The sequence below is a fragment of the Micromonospora sp. WMMD1219 genome, from assembly GCF_049315215.1.
In the GTDB taxonomy this organism is placed as follows: Bacteria; Actinomycetota; Actinomycetes; order Mycobacteriales; family Micromonosporaceae; genus Micromonospora; species Micromonospora tulbaghiae.
This window is the reverse complement of record NZ_CP186057.1, coordinates 1,067,539-1,088,437: the sequence shown is the minus strand read 5'-3', so window position 1 is coordinate 1,088,437 and position 20,899 is coordinate 1,067,539. Positions and strand designations below refer to the sequence as shown.

Below are 20,899 nucleotides of genomic sequence, written 5' to 3'. Positions count from 1 at the left end.
GCGCTGCAGCTCTCGCGCCGGCGCCACGACCTCGGACGTTGACCGTCGGCCTGCAACAGGGCCGGCGTGGGCGGCCATAGTGTGGTGTGAGGCATCAGGTACGGCCGTCGGACGAGGACCTATGGTCCTCGATCGCCGCCGGTGACGAGGCGGCGTTCGGTCGGCTCTTCGACCGGTACTCCCGCCCGGTCTACAACCACGCGTTCCGGCTGACCGGGTCGTGGTCGACGGCTGAGGACGTCACTCAGGCGACGTTCCTCGTCGCGTGGCGCCGCCGGCACGACGCCCGCCTGGTGGACGGTTCGGCGCTGCCGTGGCTGCTGGTCGTCGCCACCAACGCGGTCCGCTCGGAGTGGCGGTCCGCGCGCCGGTGGCTGGCGCTGCTACGGCGTCTACCGGGTGAGCGGTACGCCGATGGTGACCTCGCAGACGAGGTTTCCGCTCGGCTCGACGACGAAAGGCGGATGACCGAGGTCCTCTCGGTGGTCCGCGGATTGCCGCCTGCCGAGCGGGAGGCGGTGGCGTTGTGCCTGTGGTCCGGCGTGTCGTACCCGGACGCGGCAGCCGTGTTGGGCATCAGCGAGGTGGCGGTGCGGTCGAGGGTGAGTCGTGCGCGCAGCCGCCTGGCCCGTCTGATGCCGCAGGAGATCCAGGAGGGGGAACAGTGAACGACATTCTCGACCTGCCGGCGGAGCGGGACCTGCCGCCGGATGCGGCACACGCGATGCGGGCCCGGATCCTCGGCTTCGTGAGGCCGCGTCCGGCGCGTACGCCGCGACTGCGGATCGCCGTGGCCGGGATGGCGCTGCTGGCCGCGGCATCCGGGGCCGCGGTGGCGGGGTGGGACCGATCGGAGCGATCGACCGTACAGGTGCTGGCCATGGGGGCCGGTGAGCTGTCGCCGACGCTGCGGGACGCGGCGCAGCGGTGCCTGCAGTGGAACTCCCCGCAACGACAGACCCGCCAGGCACCAGGGGAGCGACCCGTTCCGGTGGCCCTGGCTGACCTGGCGGTGGCCACGGAGCGAGGTGACCGTGCGCTGGTGTTGTTCATGAACGACGTCGGCTACGCCACCTGCGACGTGGACGGGGCGGGGACTCCCCGCGAGTCCGGCGGGGGCGCCACTGAGCCGTGGCCGCACGGTGACCTGCTGCCCGGGCCGGTGCAGCGGCTGCTGCTGACCTCCACCGAGCACGACGGCGGGGACGTCAGCGTCAGCGGCCGGGTCAGCAGCCGCGTCCACCGGCTCGTGCTCGACCACGGCGACGGCCACACCACCACAGCACGACTGTCCGAAGGCGCGTTCGGCCTGATGACCAACGACGCCCGACTCAAGGCCGGCAACGACCCTGAACTGGTCAGCTACGACGCCCGCGGGACGGAGATCGACAGGCGTCCGCTGTTCCAGGCCGAAGACCAACTCGAGCACTGCTACGCGGACCCGGACGGGAAGCGGATCTACGGCAAACCGACCAGCGACTGCCGTCCCGCCGAGACGTGGGGGCGTTAGCCATGATCGGAGGCTGCCCGCTGCCCGCTGCCCGCTGCCCGCTGCCCGCTGCCCGCTGCCCGCTGCCCGGGGCGTGGGGCGTGGGTCGTCACTCGCGGGTCAGCCCCGGTGGCAGCGCGTCCTCGCCAGGTCGGACCTGGCGGGCACTGGCCACCGGGTCATGTTCCAGGGTGTGGATCAGTGGTGCCGGGCCGCCGACGCAGGTCCAGGTGTCGTCCCAGAGAGCGGAGACCAGCCATGACAGGTCGGCGGGGAAGAACATGTCCGGCAGCGCGCCGTGCGGGCGGCGGATATGACCACCGGTCCGCCAGGTGAGGGCCTGTTCGGGGCCGGCCTGGACCAGCACGTACGGCCAGTTCCAGTAGAGGCACACCCTCGGGGCGTGGGGGAAGACGACGTCGTGGGCGCCGGTGTCGAGGTAGGCGAGCCACCACGGCTGGTCGGGGGTATGCGTGGTGAGGTCCTCGATCAGGGCGTGCTCGTAGGCGGTGGCGGTGACGTCGTCGGTCTGGTACGTGGTGGCGTAGGCGTCGAAGATCGGCGGGATGGCGGTGGTGATCGAGACGCCGGCAGTGGTGTGCCCGGCGATCCAGCCCACGTCGGCGGCAGTGCCGACGCACCAGCCCCGCCCGTCCTTGCTGACCTGCACACCACCATTCAAGCCGCTGCGGCGACGGTTGGCGTGGCAATCGGGCCGGTCGCGGAGCGGCGGCCGGCGACCAGCCGTCGTGGGCCACGATGCCCAACGCCTGCCCCGCGCTCGGTGGAGCGCTGATGCTCGCAGGTCCCGCACATCGTGTCCGGGGTGCCGGCCGGAGACGGCGGCAGGCTCAGGGTTGCCGCGCCCGCGGGGTCCGAGGGTGGGGAGGGCTGAAGTGTGTTCCGCCGTGATCGTGGCTGAGCCTCGAGGTGCCACCCACTTCTCGCTCCGCGGGCGGGCCGGGTTGAACGGGCGCGGCCCTGGCGGCCGTAGACCCGGAGATGCCCGAGAGCGGTGGGTATGGCTGCGTGTGTTTCGTCGAGATCGCTTGGCTCACGGTAGGAGATGCCACCCGCCGCTTCGTCGTCTGTGAGATTCGGTAGACCGCTGATGGAGATCCGCGACCTGCGTTCGCATCGTTAGAAGATGCCGGCAAACCCGAACCCCAGACGAGGCGCATTCGAGAAAAAGCCGACCGACGAAGGAGAGCACGACGGTGGCGAAGCTGTGGATCGGCGTGGACATCGGCAAGACCCACCACCACGTCGCCGCTGTCGACGGTGACGGCCGGCTCGTCTACTCCCGTCGAGTAGCCAACGACGAGACCGCGCTCCTGACAGTGATGGCCGAGGTGTCAACGCACGGCCGTGGGGTCTGCTGGGCGGTCGACGTCACGACCGGCCTGTCGGCGCTGCTGCTGACCCTGCTGTGGCGGCGGCAGGTGCAGGTTCGTTACGTCTCCGGCACCGTCGCGTTCCACATGGCCGCCGCGTTCGCCGGGGAGAACAAGACCGACGCCCGCGACGCGGTCGTCATCGCCCAGACCATCCGCCTGCGCCCCGACATTCCGATCCTGGAACCCTCCGACCGGCTCCTGGCCGAACTCAGCGTGCTCACCGGCTACCGCGCCGACCTCGTCGGCCAGCGCGTCGCCACCCTGTTCCGGCTGCAGGAACTCCTCACCGGCATCAGCCCCGCCCTGGAACGCGCTGTGGACCTGAACCGGAAGGCCCCGATGATGGTCCTCGCCTGTTGGCAGACCCCGGCCGCAATCCGGCACGCCGGCGTCGACCGGATCACCGCCCTACTCCGACGCGGTCACGTGAAAAACGCCGTCCAGGTCGCCGAGGCGATGGTGGCCGCCGCCCGCCAGCAGACCGTCACGCTCCCCGGCCAACGTGCCGCGGCCGTGGTGGTGGGGCAGATGGCCACCGAGATCCTCGCCATCGACCAACGCATCGCCGCCGTCGACGACCTCATCGCCGAACAGCTCGACCAGCACCCCCTCGCGCCGATCATCGGGAGCCTGCCCGGCATGGGCCCACTACTGACCGCCGAACTACTCGTCCACACCGCCGGCATGACCGAATACGACAGCCCCACCAAACTCGCCGCCCACGCCGGCCTGGCACCCGTCTCCCGCGACTCCGGAACGGTCTCCGGCAATCACCGTCAGCCCCGCCGCTACCACCGAAGACTGCGACACATCCTGTGGATGGCCGCGTTCACCGCCGCCCGAGAATGCCCCACCTCCCGCGCCTACTACGAGAAGAAACGCGCCGAAGGAAAGAACCACCGCCAAGCCATACTCGCCCTCGCCCGGCGACGCGTCGACGTCCTCTGGGCACTCATCCGCGACCGCAAGACATTCACTCGACCGGCACCGGTGATCCGCGCGGCAGCCTGAACCAATCGGCTCCCCGCCGGCGCGAGCCCACGCGCCGGCCGATCCACCCTGCCCGCCAAGATCAACCGGAGTCACATGGAGACTCCTAACCCGACGCTCCGCCTGTATCCGCAGGCCGACGACCTGTGGCTTTCCTATCGTCCCTGTTGCGTGCCGGTCGCTTCGCGGGCTCGCTGCGATCGCTTGCCGAAGATCAGCACACCACGCCTCTCGGTCTTCGGCGGCCCTGAAGGGCTAAGGAGCGACTTGTGAGCGGGTCAGTCTGTTGTCGAGGCGGATGAAGTCCCGGGCGAACGCCCGCCCGTAGAGGGCCCTCATCCTGTTTGCGACCGCGTCGTCGGGGTGGAGGACGGGTCCAACCGCCATGAGGATCGGTTCGTTGGCGCGCCAGTCCACGCCGAGTTCGACCTTGGAAGCTCGCACGCCGTCGGTGACGGCCAGTCGGGCGAAGGTGTCGTACTGGCGCTCGGTGTCGACGGTCAGGCCGTCGTCGCGGTAGGCGTGCACGACTGCGGCGACTGCGGCGGTGAATTCGTCGCGGCGGTCCCAGGCGGTGAACAGGTCGACGTCCTTGCTGGGCCGCTCGACGAGCCCGGCGGCCTGGACCGCGTAACCGCCGGCCAGCGCGAAGCCGTATCGATCGGCCCCGCCGAGCCCGGTGCGGGCGAGGCGTTCGTGGAAGGGGTCCACTGCTATGCCGCGTCGCTGCGGGTGGCGGCGAGTTCGGGGAGGGCGTCCTCCCAGCGTTGGCGGAGCTGGGGTGGCAGCCAGAGGGTGGGCCAGAGCCGTCGGAGGAGGTCGCCGTCGAGCCAGGTGTGCAGATCCTCGACGGTACTGGCCTCGGCGAGCACCACCTTGTACATGCTGGCCAGGCGTGCGGTCCGGTTCAGGTCGTATTCGGCGTGCCCGGACCAGTCGAGATGATGCGGAAGCGTCACCGTGCCGCCGGTCGGGCCATGCAGTTCGGCGAGGGTTTCGGCGACGACGTAGGGCTTGCGGTCGCCGTAGGGCCGGTAGTCCGCCGGCGGTTGGGGGGATGTGCGGCGCCGGCTGAGGTTCGTCGCCCGCCGGACTTCCGGTCGCAGGGCCTGGCGGATCGTCTCCCGGCTGTATCCGGTGACCCGCTGCAGATCCACCGGCCGCCAGCCGGCCGCGTGAAACGCCCGCAGCTGTTCGTCCCGCTCGGTCAACGCCTGCGCCCGCGTGGCCTCGTACCGGGAGACAACCGCCCGCAGGTCATCCTCAGCAAACCGGCTCATGGCCCCAAGCCTACTACGCTAGGCCAAGCATGCTTGGCTTTCCGGCGTGTACTCATCTGAAGTGCCTGGCGGGGGTGAGGCGGGCAGGCGCCAAGAGCGGACCGGGGTCGGGGCCGGTGGAGGCGAGCCACCGAGCTGCCGGATCCGTCGGTTGGCCTGATCGGTCACAGAGAGTGGATTTGCGTGTACGTATAGCACGGGGTTGCCGCGGATGTAAGGCCTTACATATCTCCGGTCTTCGATGGGAGGCTCGAGGCTGGCTGGCCTTCAAGCGGCCGCATCGTCGATATCATCATCTGTCCACGGGGGACCGCCCATGCGTCGAACGAGACAGTTCAGCCTGCTCGCGTTTATGGTCGTGATGCTTGTCATGCTTCAACTCGCCGGTGTTTCGCCAGTTGGGGCTACCACCGGCCAGCACGGCTCGGTGGCCCGGCCGACCGCCGTGGTGCCGCCCGCCCGGCAGGTCCCGAGGCCGCCGAAACCGATGACGCCGACGGAGCGCCAGGCGCAGGTCGAGCAGCTGCAGGGCGCCGACCGGTCGGCACGACGGAACGAGGCATACAGCGCCACCGAGTGGGTGCGAAAGCGGCACGACGCTCCGGGCGGACACCGGATGACGGGGGTGCGGAAGTCAGGCCGATCCGACGCGACCACGTCATCCACCCCCGCCAGTGCGGCTATCGGCCCACCGTTCAACTTCCAGGTCCCCGGGGACTTCGAGGTGGCCCCCGGCACGATCTACTGGGGCATTGACTGGGAGCAGCCGGCCAGCACAGTGGCGTACCACATTACGGTCCATCGCGCGTCGGACAACGTCAAGATCGACGAGTACTGCTACAACGCCGGGTTCCCACATCCCGCTGCCTACTACGAGTGGTACATGACCCCCGAGCACGGCTACGTGCCCGGTGTCGGCTACTACGGGAAGGTCGCCGTCACGGCGAGCGGCACCGCGAAGGAATGGAGCCTGGACTGGAGCTGTGGGACGGACTGGAGCACCGAGGCAATATCGCCAGTTGTCGTGGCGCGGGGCGGCGCGTCGGTCCTGCCCGCCAACGAAACCCTGGGCTGCGGGCTCAGCAACGCCAGCGGTCGGCCGTGCTTCCAGGCGTTCCGAGGTGACCCGGTCAACACGGCGACCGGCGGGCTGAGCGAGTCCGTCGTCGATGCTTACGTGCCCGCACCAGGAGTGGACTTCCGTCTGACCCGGACCTACTCGTCGGCCAGCAACGTGTCGGTCTGGCTCGGTCCACGGTGGGCGCACTCTTACCCGTTGTGGGTGAGTGTGTCATCGGGCCGGGCGAACCTGAGATTGGAGGACGGCTCGTACGCCGTCTTCAAGGACCTCGGCGCGGGCAAGTGGGAACCCGCCTCCGCGGGAGTGCAGGCAACCCTCGCCGGCACCCTCGCCACCGGTCTGACACTGACTACGGTCGTCCAGGAGAAGCTGACCTTCGACTCGGTGGGTTACCTGGCGTCCTGGAAGGACCGGTCGGGCATGGGGCTCAGCTTTAGCTATACCAACTCGAAGCTGACCGGTGTGACGGACGGGGCCGGCCGTACCCACACCTTCGGATACGACGCGACGTCGGGTCGGCTGACCCGGGTCACCCTGGCCGACGGCCGGTACCTCGCCTACACCTACGACGCCGGCAACCGGCTCGCGACCGTGCGCGACCTCAACGGTGGCGTCACGAAGTACACCTATGACGCGAGCCAGCGACTCAACAGCATCACCGACCCGCGGAACAAGCTGGTGATGCAGACCACCTATGACTCGTCCGGCCGGGTCATTCAGCAGACCGACGCCACCGGTCACACCATCCGGCCGACCTGGGGCAGTTCGGTGACGAACTTCCCGGATAACAACGGCGGCATCTGGACCGACATGTACACGGGCAGCGTGCTGACCGAGCAGATCGATCCGCTGGGCAAGGTGACGAAGTACGAGTACGACTTCAACAGCCCTAACCCGACGCTGCGACCGGTCAAGATCACCGATCGGAACAACCACGTCACCACGATGACGTACGACACCCGGGGCAACATGCTCAGCCGGAGCTCACCAACCTCGGTGGGGATCGTCGAGTCGTGGACCTACGACGCGGCGAACAACGTCACCTCGTACACCGATGGCCGTGGGAAGAAGACCATCTACGGCTACGACGGCCAGGCGCGGCTGCTGACCGAGACCGATCCGCTGGGCGGCAAGACCAGCTACACCTACACCACGGCCGGGGATGTGAAGACGGTGACCACCCCCGCCGGGCGGGTGACCACCTACGGGTACGACGCGGCCGGCAACGTGACGTCAATGACCACACTGGGTGGCCGCAAGACGACGTACACCTACGACGCTGCTGGCCGGATGCTCAGCAGCACCGATCCACGCGGCAACGTCACCGGCGCCGACCCCGCCACTTACACCACCCGCTACACCTACGACGGCGCCGGACGCATGCTGACCAGCACCGACCCCGCCGGCCGGGTGTTCGCCTACGGCTACGACGCCAACGGCAACCAGACCAGCGTCACCGACCCGGACAACCACGTCACCACTTACGTCTACGACAACGCGAACCGGCTGACCGACGTCACCAATCCAGCGGGACACACCCGGTCCACCCGATACGACAACGCCGGGAACATCACCTCGATCACCGAGGCGACCGGCGCGAAGACCACGTACCACTACGACGCCGCAGGCCGGCTGCACCACGTCGTCGGGCCGCGCGGCAACGCCACAGGCGGGGACCCGGCGACCGACACGACCAGCTACGGATACGACAACGAGGGGTATCCGACCTCGGTCACCGACCCGTCCGGAGCCGTGACGGAGACCAGGTACGACGACGTCAACCGGCCGACGAGAGTGATCGACCCGCTGGAGCGGAGCACGTGGTACGGCTACGACAAGGCCGGCAACCAGACGTCGGTCACCGACCCGAGTGGCGCGGTCACCTCCTGGCAGTACGACGACGCCGGGCGGCTCGACGCGACCATCGACGCGCTCACCAAGACCACCACCTACGACCACGACCCGGACGGCCTGCGCACCCACGAGGTGAACCCGCTTGGCCACACCACCACCTGGAAGTACGACAACGACGGTCGCCTTGAATCGATGACCGATCCGCGTGGCAACATCGCCGGGGCCACGGCTGCCGACTTCACCACCTCCTTCCAGTACGACGCGGCCGGCAACCGTACTAAGATCATCGACCCGTTGGGTCGTTCCACGGTGACCGAGTACGACGCGAGCAACCGGCCCACCAAGGTCTTCGACGCGAACAACCGTCCCACCGCCTACGAGTACGACAACCTCGGTCGAGTCCAGAAGGTGACCGCGCCGAACCGTCCGGCCACCTCGTTCGGCTACGACCTGGCCGGCAACCTGGAGACGGTGACCACGCCGCTAGGCAAGATTTACGACTATGACTACGACAAGTCCGGCCGGGTCACCGCCGTCAAGACCCCCACCGGCCGGGTCACCGGGTACACCTACACCTGGGACGGGTTGGTCGACACGATGACCCTCCCCGCTGGCTCCATAACGTACGCGTACGACCGGGCGGGTCGCACGACGAAGGTGGACTACAGCGACACCACCCCGGACCTCAGCTACACGTACGACGGTGCCGGGCAGATCAAGACGGCGAGCAACGGCAGCAGCACCGCGACCTACGGCTACGACACCGCCGGGCGGGTGAACAGCATCGTCCGCAGTGGCAAGACCTTCGGGTACGGCTGGAACAAGAACGGCCAGTTGGAGCGGCGTACCCTGCCGGACGGACGGGTGCAGAGCTACACGTGGCGTGACGACCACCGGATGAGTGGCACGAAGCTCACCAGCGGCACCACGAGTTGGCAAGTCAGCTACGGCTACGACGTGGCGGGTAACCGGACGAGCGTCACCCGTCAGGGTGGCCCGGCCAGCGCCTACACCTATGACCGGGCCGGCTCGCTGACCCGGGTGGCGCACACGTCTGGCAGTACGACGCTGGTCAGTCAGGACGTCGCCCGAAATCTGGCCGGCGCACCGGACACGGTGACCACCACCCGGGGCGGGAGCACGTCCCGGGCGATCTACTCCTACGACGACGTCGGCCAGGTCACCCGGGTGTGCCGGCCGGCTTCAGGGACGACCTGCGCCGCGACCGATCCGCAGACCAGCTACGGGTACGACCACAACGGCAACCGCATGAGCAAGGTCACGACGCAGTCCGGTAGCACCAGCACCACCAGCTACGCCTACGACGACGATGACCGGCCGACCGGCCGGACCGTCAACGGGGCAACCACGACCCTGACGTACAACGCCAACGGCGCGCTGGCGACCGAGGCCGGGCCAGCCGGCACCACGACCTATGGATACGGGCTCGACGCCAACCTACGCCGTGTCCAACCGCCGACCGGGCCCGCCGTCGGTTACGACTACGACGAGGACGGCAACCGGATCGGCCGAACCGTCAACGCCTCCACCGACGCCACCTGGACGGTCGACACCCTCGGTTTGCCCACCCGGGTGGAGGAGAAGAACGGCTCGGGCACGCTGACCCACAAGTGGTGGGAAGAGCCACAGGGGCAACTGGGTGGCGCCCTGATCGATACTGTCGCGGCCACCCCGGCCTGGCTGCTCGACGACTACCAGGGCTCGGTTACCGACCTGGCCAACGCCACCGCGTTGACCGGCAGTGCCACGCTCGACCCGTTCGGCGAGGTGGTTACCAGCAGCGGCACGTACGCCAACAACCCAATGCGGTTCCACGGGCAGTACCTCGACCAGAAGAACGGGCTCTACGACGTCCGGGCCCGCGACTACGACGCGGGCAGTGGCCGGTTCACCACTCCAGACCCGGTGCCGCAGGCGCTGGGGACCTCGTTCACCCAGACCTACCACTACGGGTACAACCAGCCGACGGTGCTTACCGATCCGACGGGGCAGTGCGCGATCGTCTGCACGGCGATCATCGGTGGCATCGTCGGTGGGGCCGTGGGTGGCGTGGACTGCTGGCTCAGCGGCGACGACCGCAACACCTGCATCAAGAAGGTGGTCGTCGGCGCGGCGGCCGGTGCCCTCACCGGTGCCACGATGGGCATGGCCGGGGGCGCGGGCACCGGCCTGTACGGCGGACTGGCCGCCGGTTCCCAGTCGGGCGTGCGCCAAGTCGCCACCTCCGCGGTCGTCGGTGGCTCGGGCAGCGCGCTCTACGGCTCCGGGGTGGCGGCCTGGACGGGTCAGCCGTACAGCTACCGCGACGCCGGGCAGGACTTCCTCTGGGGAGCGGCGTTCGGCGGCGTGGGCGGATACCCAGGTAGTCGACCGGGCGGGCTGCTCAACGGTGCCCAATGCCCTGGAGTACCGAGTGGCGGCTTCCCGAAGCGTGCCTACGTCGGGCGGACGCCGACCGAGCTCATTGACGTCAACGTGAATGATCCCGCGGCGATCGCGCTCGCGGCTCGAATCGGCGGGCGTCCGTCGGTGAAGTTCGAGCCTCGTGGGCGAGAGTTCGACGCGGTAAGCCAGCGCTACGTGGCGCAGTCCAAGCCGGCGAACTACAAGATGGGCTCGGACTTCCGAAACCAGGCCAAGGCGACGTTCGAGAAGGCTATCGAGACCGGACGAGTGCCATACTTCCACTTTGAGGGGCCACCCGCGGGTGGAGTGCTCAGGAAGCTGCACGAATACGGTGTCCGATACGGCATCGAGCCCGTCATCGATACCAGACCGCTCGGAGGGTGACGTGTACGAGTTCCACGGATGGTTTCGCCTCGCGCAAACCACCGAGGAGTCAGACACCGGCCAACTCAACGCCGTCATCGATGAGGTGAACGAGACGATAGCCCGGTTGGACTTCCCGACGAATGTCGCGGCAGAGGTGACGGTTCTCAACGGGGAGTACCACCTGCTCCTGCACGGAGTGGCGAACCGACGTCGGGACGAGGCGGCGGGGATGCGCCAGGTGCTCGAGTTCGTGGCACGACGGCTACCCGGCTCCTATGGCCTCCTCTACGAAAAGGACGAGGAGATGCCTGTTCCTCCCGGACCGAACGCGTTCCTGGTCCACGTCATGGCCCGGGGTGGCATCACCGAACGCCTCGACCCGTTCCTGTCACCGCTGCATCCCGTCGTGGAGGACTGACTCCTAGGATCTGTCCGTCAGGTGCCAGATCCATGGGCGCATCAAACCATCATCAAGGGCTTGACCTACTACCAGTCGGTCAAGCCCTTGATGGAGTCTTTTTCATCCTGCGTAGCGGGCGGCTTCGACGTGGTGCAAGACGAGGGTGGCCTGCACGATCGCGGTAGCGCGACGCGGGCAGCAGCGAAGCTTGGCCAGGATCTTCCAGGTCTTGAGCGTGGCGATCGCGCGCTCACCGCGGGCGCGGATCTTCGCGTGCGCCCGGTTGACCGTCTTCTGCCGGCGTGACAGCTTCGGCCGGAAGCGGCGCCGCTTGAACGGGATGCGCAGGCTGCCACGGGCGCCCTGGTAGCCCTTGTCCGCGAAGGTCATCACATCGGCGCTGGTCAAGGCTTCGATGATGCCGTGGGTGCGGGCGGCGGTCAGGTCATGCGTTGAACCGGGCAGCGCGGCCGATGCCCAGACGAGACGCCCGGCCGCATCCGCGATGACCTGCACGTTCACGCCGTGACGTTTGTGCTTGCCGGAGTAGTACGGCTTCTGGTCGGCGACCCGGTCGATCGGGATCAGCGTGCCGTCCAGGATCGCGTAGGCCAGTTGTCGGATGCGCCGCATGGCGGTTTCCAGGTCCTCGGCGGCAGCGCTGAGCAGGGCGATTGCTTCTTGAACATAGCGCCAGGCGGTCGCGACGCCGATCTCGAAGCCGGCGGCGAGGCGGGTGTAGGTGTCGCCGTTGCGCAGGTGGGCCAGGGCGAGTAGTGCCTGGCGGCCCGGGGTCAGTCGCCTCCACCGGGATTTGCGCTGCTGGCGGTGGCCGCGGATTCGCTCGGCGAGGTGGTTCAGGGTCCGGTTGGACAACGGGATCGTGGCAGGGTAGGACAGCATGGCGAGGCTCCCGGTCGGGGCATCGGGTTTTGGTCGATTTGCTGTCCTACCTGGAGCCTCGCCCTCATCGATCAGCACCCCTTGCCGACCCGGGCTGACCTGCAAGATCAGGCTGGAAAAGGCTCATGATGTGCGCCGTGCGGCCGGCGGCCGGCGCCGTCGCGGCGGCAGAGCCGGTCCGGGCAGCCGCCGGTTCGGCTACTCGCTCGCCAGGATCGCTGCGCGTCGGGGACGGCACCGCCGTCCGCCCACGAGATCGATACCCCACGTTCTCGCACATCTTGTCCGAGGTGCCGGCCGGCCACGGCGGCAGGCTCGGGGCTGGCGTGTCCGCGGGGTCGGGAATGGGAATGGCTGAAGTGTGCCGCCGCGCCTGTGGCTGAACCTCGAGGTGCCACCCACTCCTGCCTCGTAGACGCGCTGCGTTGAACGGGCGCGGCCCTGGTGGCCGTAGATCCCGGGGCCCGGGAGCAGTGGGTATGGCTGCGTGTGTTTCGTCGAGATCGCTTGGCTGACGGTAGGAGATGCCATCCGCCGCTTCGTCGTCTGCGAGATTCGGTAGACCGCTGATGGAGATCCGCGACCTGCGTTCGCATCGTTAGAAGATGCCGGCAAGTCCGAACCCCAGACGAGGCGTATTCGAGCAAACCGACCGACGAAGGAGAGCGTTACGGTGGCGAAGTTGTGGATCGGCGTGGACATCGGCAAGACCCACCACCACGTCGCCGCCGTCGATGGCGACGGCCGGCTCGTCTACTCCCGCCGCGTCGCCAACGACGAGACCGCCCTCCTGGCGGTCATGGCGGAGGTGTCGACGCACGGCCGGCCGGTGTGCTGGGCGATCGACGTCACCACCGGCCTGTCCGCCCTGCTGTTGACCCTGCTGTGGCGGCGGCAGGTGCAGGTTCGTTACGTCTCCGGCACCGTCGCGTTCCACATGGCCGCCGCGTTCGCCGGGGAGAACAAGACCGACGCCCGCGACGCGGTCGTCATCGCTCAGACGATCCGCATGCGCCCCGACATCCCGATCCTGGAACCCTCCGACCGGCTCCTCGCCGAACTGACCGTGCTCACCGGCTACCGCGCGGACCTCGTCGGCCAGCGCGTTGCCACCCTGTTCCGGTTGCAGGAACTCCTCACCGGCATCAGCCCCGCCCTCGAACGGGCGGTCGACCTCAACCGGAAGGCGCCCATGATGGTCCTCGCCTGCTGGCAGACCCCGGCCGCGATCCGGCACGCCGGCGTCGACCGGATCACCGCCCTGCTCCGCCGCGGCCACGTCAAGAACGCCGTCCAGGTCGCTGAGGCGATGGTGGCCGCCGCCCGCCAGCAGACCGTCACCCTGCCCGGCCAACGTGCCGCGGCCGTGGTGGTGGGGCAGATGGCCACCGAGATCCTCGCCATCGACCAACGCATCGCCGCCGTGGGCGACCTCATCGCCGAGCAGCTCGACCAGCATCCCCTGGCGCCGATCATCGGGAGTCTGCCGGGCATGGGCCCCCTGCTCACCGCCGAGCTGCTGGTGCACACCGCCGGCATGACCGAGTACGACAGCCCCGCGAAACTCGCCGCCCACGCCGGCCTGGCACCCGTCTCCCGCGACTCCGGAACGGTCTCCGGCAACCATCGGCAGCCTCGTCGCTTTCACCGTCGGCTACGGCACATTCTGTGGATGGCCGCCTTCACCGCCGCCAGGGATGCCCCACATCGCGCGCCTACTACGAGAAGAAACGCGCCGAAGGAAAGAACCACCGCCAAGCCATACTCGCACTCGCCCGACGACGCGTCGACGTTCTCTGGGCGCTTATCCGGGACCGCAAGACCTTTATCCGACCGGCGCCAGCGATCCACGCCGCAGCCTGAACCAGCACGCTCCCGGCCGACGCAACCCCATCGCGCCGGCCGATCCACCCTGCCCACCAAGATCAACCGGAGTCACATGGACTCCGGGTGTGGTCCTGGGCTGGGCGAACGGGGTTCTGGGGAACGTGGGTGAACGTGGGCCACTCCCTGCCACCCCAGGTGAACCCCCAGGTCGCTAGACTGTGCCCTCGCGCCCTCGTAGCTCAGGGGATAGAGCATCGGTTTCCTAAGACGACGCTCTATCTGTATCCAGAGGCTCACTGCCTGCAGGTTCCTATTCTGTTTCACGTCAGTGGGTCGCAAACGCGCGATGCTGTGCTCGCTTGCTCTGGCGCCCGGGGTACCGGCTTTCGCGGCTACGCACAACCGTCACGTAAGCAGATCAACGATTTATGCGAACTGCGGTAGGCCACGTCAACTGACCGTGAGGCATCGCGGACAAAGAAACATGACTCGGCCGTCCATCATCGGTTAGCCGGGGCGATTTCACATATCAGGGTAAGGAAGCATCGTCTGCACGGGGGATTCGCGTTGTTTCTAGCCTGCTCCTCGGTGATCCGGTACCAGCCATGTACCGGTAGGCCACACCAGGTCAGTGCCACCTTGGCTGGGTCTAACAGATGGAAGATGGCTAAGGGCATTAACGTCGGCACGACCACAGACGCCGGCATCGTTGCGCCTCCTTGTTGGGGGCAGTGGCCCTGTCGTTTCTGCCTCCCTGGGGGTAGGGGCTCGAATCGACAGGGCCACCGCGTACAGGCGCCGGGAGATCGATCATCGTTGTCACGCCGACGAGGTTACAGTAGATGCACCTAGTTCAGTAGGTCAATGGCAGAGTCGAGAGCGCTCCGCTGTACGTGATCTGGTCCTGATCGCCACGGCCCAGCGTGCTGTGATGGTGCTCCACGCGGGCGAGGGGTTCGTGGAAGGGCCCACCGCTACGCCGCGTCGCTGCGAGCAGCGGTGAGTTCGGGAACGGCTCCCTCCCAGCGCTGGTGGAGCTGATGCGGTAGCAACAGGGTGGGTCAGAGCCGCCAGAGGAGGTCGGCATCATGTGTTCAGATCCTCGACCGTGCCGGCTTCGGTGAGCACCCCTTTGTACATGCTGGTTAGGCGGCGGCCCGGTTCAGGTCATACTCGGCATGCCCGGACCCGTCGAGATGACGCGGAAGCGTCACCATGCCGTCGGTCGGCCGTGCAGCGCGGCGGGGTTCGGCCACCACGTGGGCTTCCGGTCGCCGTAGGTCCGGTAGTCCGCCGGCGGCTGGGGAGATGTCCGGCGCCGGCTGATGTTGGTCACCCGCCGGACTTCCGGTCGTAGCGCCGGGCGGATGGCCTCCTGGGTGTATCCGGTGACCCGCTGCAGATCCACCGCTCGCCAGCTGGACGTATCGAACACCCACAGCTGCTCGCCCCGCTCGGTCAACGCGGCCGTGCGCCCCGCCTCGTACGTGGCGACAACCGCCTTCAATTCACCTTCGGAGAATCGGCGCATGATCTTGACTGCCATGCTATGCCTCGCGTGCATGGAGTTTGGTGTTTCTCTGTGACCAGCGGGGCCGGTCTTGGCGGTCGACGAACTCATCGTCGTGAAGAGACCCCGCGGGTACGGCAACACCGCCGTACAACTCGTCGTTGACCTGCACGACCTCGGCGAACGCGGCGGGGAGAGCGGCGACGCCGGCTGGCCGCGCTGCAGGCGGTGCACGCGTAAGCCCAGCCCGCTCGGCCGCCTCCACATCGCAGGCCTGGACACCTGAGGCACGGGGCGCCTGATATGCGTTTCTCTGCGCTGGCTCGTGGTCGCAGGTGCAGCGGATCTCGTGATCACCTAGGGTTTCGTGGCCTGACGCGGGCTAGGCGTGCGGCGAATCGCGCCGCCCGGCCAGCAGCCCGGCGCCGGGTCGCCGTTTCGCGGTACGCGGCCTCCATCTGGGTGAGTAGCCGCGCCGCAGGGCGGCCGGGTTCGTGCGCTGACCTGACGCACGCGACGATCCCGGCCAGCTCCGCCAGATCCGCCGGCTCGTATGTGTCGGCGAGCGCGCGGGCCACTGCGTCTAGGTCGGTCGGCTCGCCGATCCGCTGGGCCGTCCCGAAGATGCGCGGCGTCATGTCGCGAGGCTACCCGGAGCCGGCTTATACGCCGGTTCTGTCTGCCGAAGTCCGAGACAGGGTGGCGTGTCGTGGAAGCGGAAGCGGCACCTGGTCGAACAGGAGATGATCGTGACGACCGCACCACTTAATCTGCGGACCGTCGGCAGGCCGCTGCTGGCCGAGTTGGGCCCACACGGCCCGGCCTCGGCCGAGGTTGGCGTCGTGGGAGACCCCGCCCACCGGGGCGGCTACCCATGCGGCAGGGACCGGGCCGGCCTGGATGTGGCAGCGATGTCGAGTTGTTGCGGCGGGAGGCCACCTGGAGGCGCATGTCCGTAATGGAGGGTCGAGTTGACCACTGGTCGGCTGGTCGTTGTTGTGGTCGCCGGGCTGGTGGGTGCCGGCGCTCTGGTGTGGGTGTGGGTGTTGGTCTGCGGGTCTTTGCGTTGCGGTGCCGGGCTGCCGAGTGGGCGGCGTTGGCTGCTCTAGGTCGCTGCGCCGGGGAGGGCGAGCGGTTGGCCGCCGGGAAGGTCTGCGTGCTGAGCTTCTGGCGCCAGGTCGCCGGCCGGTACGCCTATCAGCTGCGCTGCGCCGGTCACGAGCCGGACCCGCCGAACCCGATCCCGCCGAATCTGATTCCGCTGGCCCAACGGGGTGACAGATCCTCGTGGGGGTAGCGGGCGCCCTGCCGTCGCATCCGCTCCCGTACGTCCATCGCGTGTCCGGCTGCGACTGCCATGTCTGCGCCGGCCGCTTTCAACAGTCGCACCGTTTTTCCGCTCATCTGGCACGGGTCGGCCAGCGCCACCCCGGCCTGGATACCGAGCAGCCGCGCGTCGGTGGTGACCGCGCGGATCGCGGCGATCGCCTCATCCTGGGAGCGGTCCCGGTCGACGCCGGTGCTGTAGCGGCCGGCTACGCCGGACAGCTCGGCGAGGATCAGCCGCTCACGCTGCGACAACGCCGTCACCTGCACCATGCCGAGACCGTACCGAGGAGGCAACCCTGATGCATCGTTCCCGCCCTGTCCTCTACATCACCATGGTCCTGGCTGGTCTCGCCGGCTTGCTGCCCGCCACGGTGATCCTCTGGCTGTTGCTTGTCCAGGCCGTCGGCGGTCGCCTTGCCCGGCGTCTACCTTTAGCCGATGGTGACGCCGCTGTCCGACCCATGACAAAGGCGGCCGCCAGCTGCGGGCACTACCGCCTCGGTAACGTCCCGGCCAGCGCCGACCCGTATGCGAGTGGCCCCGTCCTCCGTCGGGAGGGCGGGGCCGCTTCGTCTAGTGGCGGTCCGAGCCGGCTCTCGTCAACCCGGACCGCCACTGCCATGTGGACGAGGCTCAGCCACGATAACGCCAGTGCCCCCTGAGCACATACAGTGATCGACTACTTATGGCGAAGCGGTATGGCCAACGGTCACTTTGCGGCCCGGTCCTCCCTGGAGGATGGCGGGGCCACTCGTCGCATCTGCCACCATCACGGCGTGACTAGCCGACTCGAACGCGCCGCCCACGCCTACCACCAGGCCAAGGAGGCCCTGGACAAGGCTCGCCCCGAACTCGCCGACGCCATCGTCGACGCCGCCCGCGCCGGTACCAAGCACACCGACATCGCCCGTGTCTCCGGCTACACCCGTGAGCAGGTCCGCCGTATCTGCCGCGCCGCCGGTCTCGAAGCCGAGTAGCCCCAGGTATAGCTCCCGGCTGTCGCGGGGTGCAGTCGCTGGGCCTCTGGCGGCGCTCCGGCTTCAGGATGGCCGGGGCTTCGTCGGCCGGCCACGGTCCGTGAGTGGTTGCGGAGGGAAGGTACCCACCGTCGTCGACCCGGGCGAGCCGAGCAGGCCCATCCGCACGACCCGTCAGCGTCCGCACGAGCCGTCAAGGTCCGTTGACGTGGCGTGCCGTCTGTCGGCTGCCGCCGCCGCCCAACCGGAGCTTGCCGTCCGCGCCTTCGATGAGGCCGCGGCGTCCTTCGCGAAACGAGGGATCACCAGCCTCAGCAGTAGCTGAGTGACTCTCTGGGTGACCACGAGTGGGAGCAGCGGTGGACGCCCAAGCATTTCGGCGGAGAGCCGACCCGCCATGTTGCGGGAGGGCGGGCTCTTCCGTCGTGTCCATCAGCCTTCGCGGGCGCGATCGTCTACGGCCTGCCTGCCATTCCTCATCGCGCGTACGGTCGGTGGCGGCGGCATCCAGCTCGAGTGGGGATTTGCCGCCTTGGCGCAGCTGCGCACCAGTCGCAACCGCCTTACGCAGCAGTTGACCTGAATCGGGCTGCGGCCCGACCACGGCGCGGCTACTCAAGCTTCCCCGGATACGCATTTCAAGCTCGTCGTACACGGCACCTCCAGTCCAGTGACAAAGAACCAGCGGCGGCTCCGGCCCCAACCGCCTCGCCGCGCTGCTCACACGTGGAAGACGCCGCCGCGCATGTCGCGCGATGACGAGGCGTCGAAGGTAGCCTCCCTGGGCGACGCGGTTACTGCCGTTCTGCGGGGCCCACCCTGGTGGCTGCTGGCGACGCTCGGTCGGGATGGTCATGGCGCGCAGTGCGTCCTGCGGTGCGGCCCGGGCCAGGTAGTCGCGACGCCACTGCCGCCGCTTGCGCCGGCACGGACGGCACGCCCGCGGCAGCAGCTTGTGCTTCCCGCAGACCCAGCACGCCGTCACGACCACACCGGGGTCAGGCCGGCGCGAGGGCTGTGCCGCGCACGTTGATGGTCAGCCACGCGATGCGATGTAGAAGAAGACGGCAGCGGCCACGAGGGCGGCGGCGATCACGGCCAGGCCAAGGGCAGGCGACCGCCGGAAGGGGGTGGGCCTGCCCTCCGCCGCCGGTTGGTGCTGGTCGGGTGTGATCATGATGCCCCCGCGCGCTGAATTACGGATAGTGGTCGGGCAAGCACGCTACTGCCGTATCTGCTGCCGTCCGTCGTTCTGCCAGTATTCGATGTAGCGATAGGGCGGGCCTTCAGGTCTTGGTCCGGCCCGCAGGCTTTCCCGGATTCGCCCTCTCCGCTGACTGCTGGCGTAACACCGCTGGCAGCTACCCCTACCAGCGGCGACTGGTAGGCGTGGACCACGTTCCCACCATCCCGCCCGCCGACGATCCGGCAAGCCGAGCAGACCACGCCCAGCGTGTAGGTGAGGTTGAGTAGCATCAACATGTGTCGTTGTGTGCTTTGATCCCCTCATGGAGCATTATGTCCGCCCTGACGACGCCGATGACCCGACACCTCCGACGCCTGCCCGACGGGAGCTACTGCACCAACGGCTTGCGCGCTGGCTGTCGTCCCTCATGGCTGATCGCGGGCCCGCAAAGCAATCACCGAACCTCATCCGCAAGTCGGACGGAAACGACGGCACCGTTGTCTCTGGCAGTGGTGATGGCGGTGGGGGCGGGCAGTAGAAGATCATTCAGCAGATGCGCCCCCGCGCCGGCCGAACCAAGCCGAGCGGGGGCGCTTCTCGTGACTCAGCCGCCCTGCCGAGCGGCCCGCACCTGCCGGATTCACCGCTTCGCCGGCGCCTCCGACACCCGGCTAGACCCCATATGGCCCGGCGCACGATCTCCATGTATTGCACGCCCTGCGGGTGCATTCGGTCGACCGTGGTCTCCTGCGTCTCAGACACCGCCAGGTCCAGGTCCACGTGGTAGCGGTGGAGCTCGTTGACGCGGAAGCGTCGGCATCAATGTTCGACGATCTGCCCCACCAGCGATGTCACGATCGGTGTCACCGGGTCTGACACCGCGCTGACCTGCGCGTTGGCATCAGTGTCAGTGTCACCGCCTTCGGTGAGGGAAGGGGAGGCGGTGCTGCTGCTGTCACACGTAGTGCACGTCAGGCTCCGTTCCATTCGAGCACCGTGGTGTCGGTGCTGGCATCGCGGATCTCCAGGCAAGGCGCGTCCGTCGGTTCGTTCTCGGTGGTGCTGGCCAGCCGGGTGAGGGCTTCGAGGAGCCGGTCGGGGGCACCGTCGACGCCTGGGCCTTCCAGGTCGAGCTGGTAGGTGAAGGTGCGCTTGTGCGGGACCTCGTATGCGCCGTCGAAGATGTGCACCCGGTAGATGGGCATCAGGGGCTGTCCTCCGTCTCAGGGTGGTGAGCACGGGGAACTGGCTGGTGCCGAGCAGCAGCATGCTGGCCGTGGCCGCACACGCGGAGGTGTTGTGGCCGGTGAGGGCGGTGGCCAGCTCGGCCAGCACACCTGCGGTGAGCGCGACGGCGATCCGGGTTCAGTTGACCGGCCGGGGCGCGGCGACGACGATCGGTCGTGCGCCGGCTGCGCGGAGTTCGCCGATCCGCTCGGCGGGCTGCGCCAGGCCGCGGGCGGGCAGGGTAACGATCCGGCCGGCGAAGGGGCGTAGCGGCGAGGTCGGGGGGATGTAGCCGCACACGTGGTGGGTGGGGGGCATGATGATGGCTCCTTCCTTGCGAGGGGAGGAACCCCGGGGGCGCGGGCGTGCTGGCAGGCGTTGGCCGCGCCCCTGGGGCGCTACGGGGTGAGGGTGTCGGCGGGGCGGCGGATGGCGCGGTCGCCGTCGGCGAGGACCGCGGCGTCGATGAGCCGGACGCCGATCATTCGCGCCTCGTCCGGGGTCAGCTCCCGGCCGGCGAGGATGACCTGCGCGGAGGCGGTGTCGACCTCAATCGGTACGGGTGAGCCGAGGATGTCGGCGTGCAGGCGCGTGGGCGTCGCGCCCTGCCGCCAGCGGGTGTAGTTGCGCAGCATCACTGCTCCTTTGTGGTTGTG

The 20,899-nt window shown here is 68.5% G+C and carries 14 protein-coding genes and 2 pseudogenes; 7 read left to right on the top strand and 9 right to left on the bottom strand.

Going from position 1 to position 20,899, the window contains the following annotated elements:
* Nucleotides 1–86 precede the first annotated feature (86 nt).
* Together ACN27C_RS05140 and ACN27C_RS05135 are read left to right on the top strand one after the other, a co-directional pair.
* Entirely contained in the window at nucleotides 87–668 is a 582-nt protein-coding gene (locus tag ACN27C_RS05140; protein WP_128136120.1) for an RNA polymerase sigma factor, read from the top strand.
* Entirely contained in the window at nucleotides 665–1,510 is an 846-nt protein-coding gene (locus ACN27C_RS05135) for a hypothetical protein (RefSeq protein WP_047891451.1), read from the top strand. The genes ACN27C_RS05140 and ACN27C_RS05135 overlap by 4 nt, the downstream gene beginning before the upstream one ends.
* An 88-nt stretch (nucleotides 1,511–1,598) precedes the next feature.
* Here ACN27C_RS05135 and ACN27C_RS05130 read toward each other — a convergent pair whose 3' ends face one another.
* Entirely contained in the window at nucleotides 1,599–2,159 is a 561-nt protein-coding gene (locus ACN27C_RS05130; protein WP_181726474.1) for a hypothetical protein, read from the bottom strand.
* Nucleotides 2,160–2,706: 547 nt separating this feature from the next.
* On the opposite strand from ACN27C_RS05130, the gene ACN27C_RS05125 reads away from it, so the two are divergent.
* Nucleotides 2,707–3,897, top strand: a complete 1,191-nt coding sequence (locus ACN27C_RS05125) for an IS110 family transposase (RefSeq protein ID WP_091113578.1) — start codon at nucleotides 2,707–2,709, stop codon at nucleotides 3,895–3,897.
* A 258-nt stretch (nucleotides 3,898–4,155) separates the two neighbouring features.
* Here the strand turns inward: ACN27C_RS05125 and ACN27C_RS05120 are convergent.
* Together ACN27C_RS05120 and ACN27C_RS05115 are read right to left on the bottom strand one after the other, a co-directional pair.
* Nucleotides 4,156–4,587 (bottom strand): annotated as a pseudogene (locus tag ACN27C_RS05120) (nucleotidyl transferase AbiEii/AbiGii toxin family protein); the annotation flags it as partial.
* A 2-nt stretch (nucleotides 4,588–4,589) separates the two neighbouring features.
* The gene (locus tag ACN27C_RS05115) at nucleotides 4,590–5,156 is read right to left on the bottom strand and encodes a hypothetical protein (RefSeq protein WP_260040842.1); all 567 of its coding nucleotides are present in this window, start codon (nucleotides 5,154–5,156) and stop codon (nucleotides 4,590–4,592) included.
* A gap of 316 nt (nucleotides 5,157–5,472) precedes the next feature.
* On the opposite strand from ACN27C_RS05115, the gene ACN27C_RS05110 reads away from it, so the two are divergent.
* Both ACN27C_RS05110 and ACN27C_RS05105 read left to right on the top strand, forming a co-directional pair.
* Nucleotides 5,473–10,902: an RHS repeat-associated core domain-containing protein gene (locus ACN27C_RS05110; RefSeq protein WP_422750584.1), complete on the top strand. Its 5,430-nt coding sequence runs from the start codon at nucleotides 5,473–5,475 to the stop codon at nucleotides 10,900–10,902.
* 1 nt (nucleotide 10,903) lies between these two features.
* Nucleotides 10,904–11,302, top strand: a complete 399-nt coding sequence (locus ACN27C_RS05105; protein WP_030504484.1) for an Imm7 family immunity protein — start codon at nucleotides 10,904–10,906, stop codon at nucleotides 11,300–11,302.
* Between the two features lie 102 nt (nucleotides 11,303–11,404).
* Here ACN27C_RS05105 and ACN27C_RS05100 read toward each other — a convergent pair whose 3' ends face one another.
* On the bottom strand, nucleotides 11,405–12,187 hold the full coding sequence (locus ACN27C_RS05100) for a transposase family protein (protein WP_422750583.1): 783 nt from the start codon (nucleotides 12,185–12,187) through the stop codon (nucleotides 11,405–11,407).
* Between the two features lie 673 nt (nucleotides 12,188–12,860).
* Between ACN27C_RS05100 and ACN27C_RS05095 the strand changes: the two are divergent.
* Nucleotides 12,861–14,050 (top strand): annotated as a pseudogene (locus ACN27C_RS05095) (IS110 family transposase).
* A 1,174-nt stretch (nucleotides 14,051–15,224) separates the two neighbouring features.
* Here the strand turns inward: ACN27C_RS05095 and ACN27C_RS05090 are convergent.
* Together ACN27C_RS05090 and ACN27C_RS05085 are read right to left on the bottom strand one after the other, a co-directional pair.
* Nucleotides 15,225–15,560: a hypothetical protein gene (locus tag ACN27C_RS05090; protein WP_244933127.1), complete on the bottom strand. Its 336-nt coding sequence runs from the start codon at nucleotides 15,558–15,560 to the stop codon at nucleotides 15,225–15,227.
* A gap of 1,179 nt (nucleotides 15,561–16,739) precedes the next feature.
* Nucleotides 16,740–17,123 (bottom strand): hypothetical protein, encoded by a 384-nt coding sequence (locus ACN27C_RS05085; protein ID WP_244933126.1) that lies wholly within the window; start codon nucleotides 17,121–17,123, stop codon nucleotides 16,740–16,742.
* A 506-nt stretch (nucleotides 17,124–17,629) separates the two neighbouring features.
* Between ACN27C_RS05085 and ACN27C_RS05080 the strand changes: the two genes are divergently transcribed.
* Nucleotides 17,630–17,830 carry a hypothetical protein gene (locus tag ACN27C_RS05080; RefSeq protein WP_120571900.1) on the top strand — a complete coding sequence of 67 codons (201 nt, stop codon included), beginning with the start codon at nucleotides 17,630–17,632 and terminating at the stop codon, nucleotides 17,828–17,830.
* A gap of 2,157 nt (nucleotides 17,831–19,987) precedes the next feature.
* On the opposite strand, the gene ACN27C_RS05075 is transcribed toward ACN27C_RS05080, so the two are convergent.
* From ACN27C_RS05075 to ACN27C_RS05065, 3 genes are all read right to left on the bottom strand, one after another.
* On the bottom strand, nucleotides 19,988–20,221 hold the full coding sequence (locus ACN27C_RS05075; RefSeq protein ID WP_422750582.1) for a hypothetical protein: 234 nt from the start codon (nucleotides 20,219–20,221) through the stop codon (nucleotides 19,988–19,990).
* Nucleotides 20,222–20,381: 160 nt separating this feature from the next.
* Nucleotides 20,382–20,561, bottom strand: a complete 180-nt coding sequence (locus ACN27C_RS05070; protein ID WP_422750581.1) for a hypothetical protein — start codon at nucleotides 20,559–20,561, stop codon at nucleotides 20,382–20,384.
* Nucleotides 20,562–20,641: 80 nt separating this feature from the next.
* Nucleotides 20,642–20,878 (bottom strand): hypothetical protein, encoded by a 237-nt coding sequence (locus ACN27C_RS05065; RefSeq protein WP_120571897.1) that lies wholly within the window; start codon nucleotides 20,876–20,878, stop codon nucleotides 20,642–20,644.
* Nucleotides 20,879–20,899 lie beyond the last annotated feature (21 nt).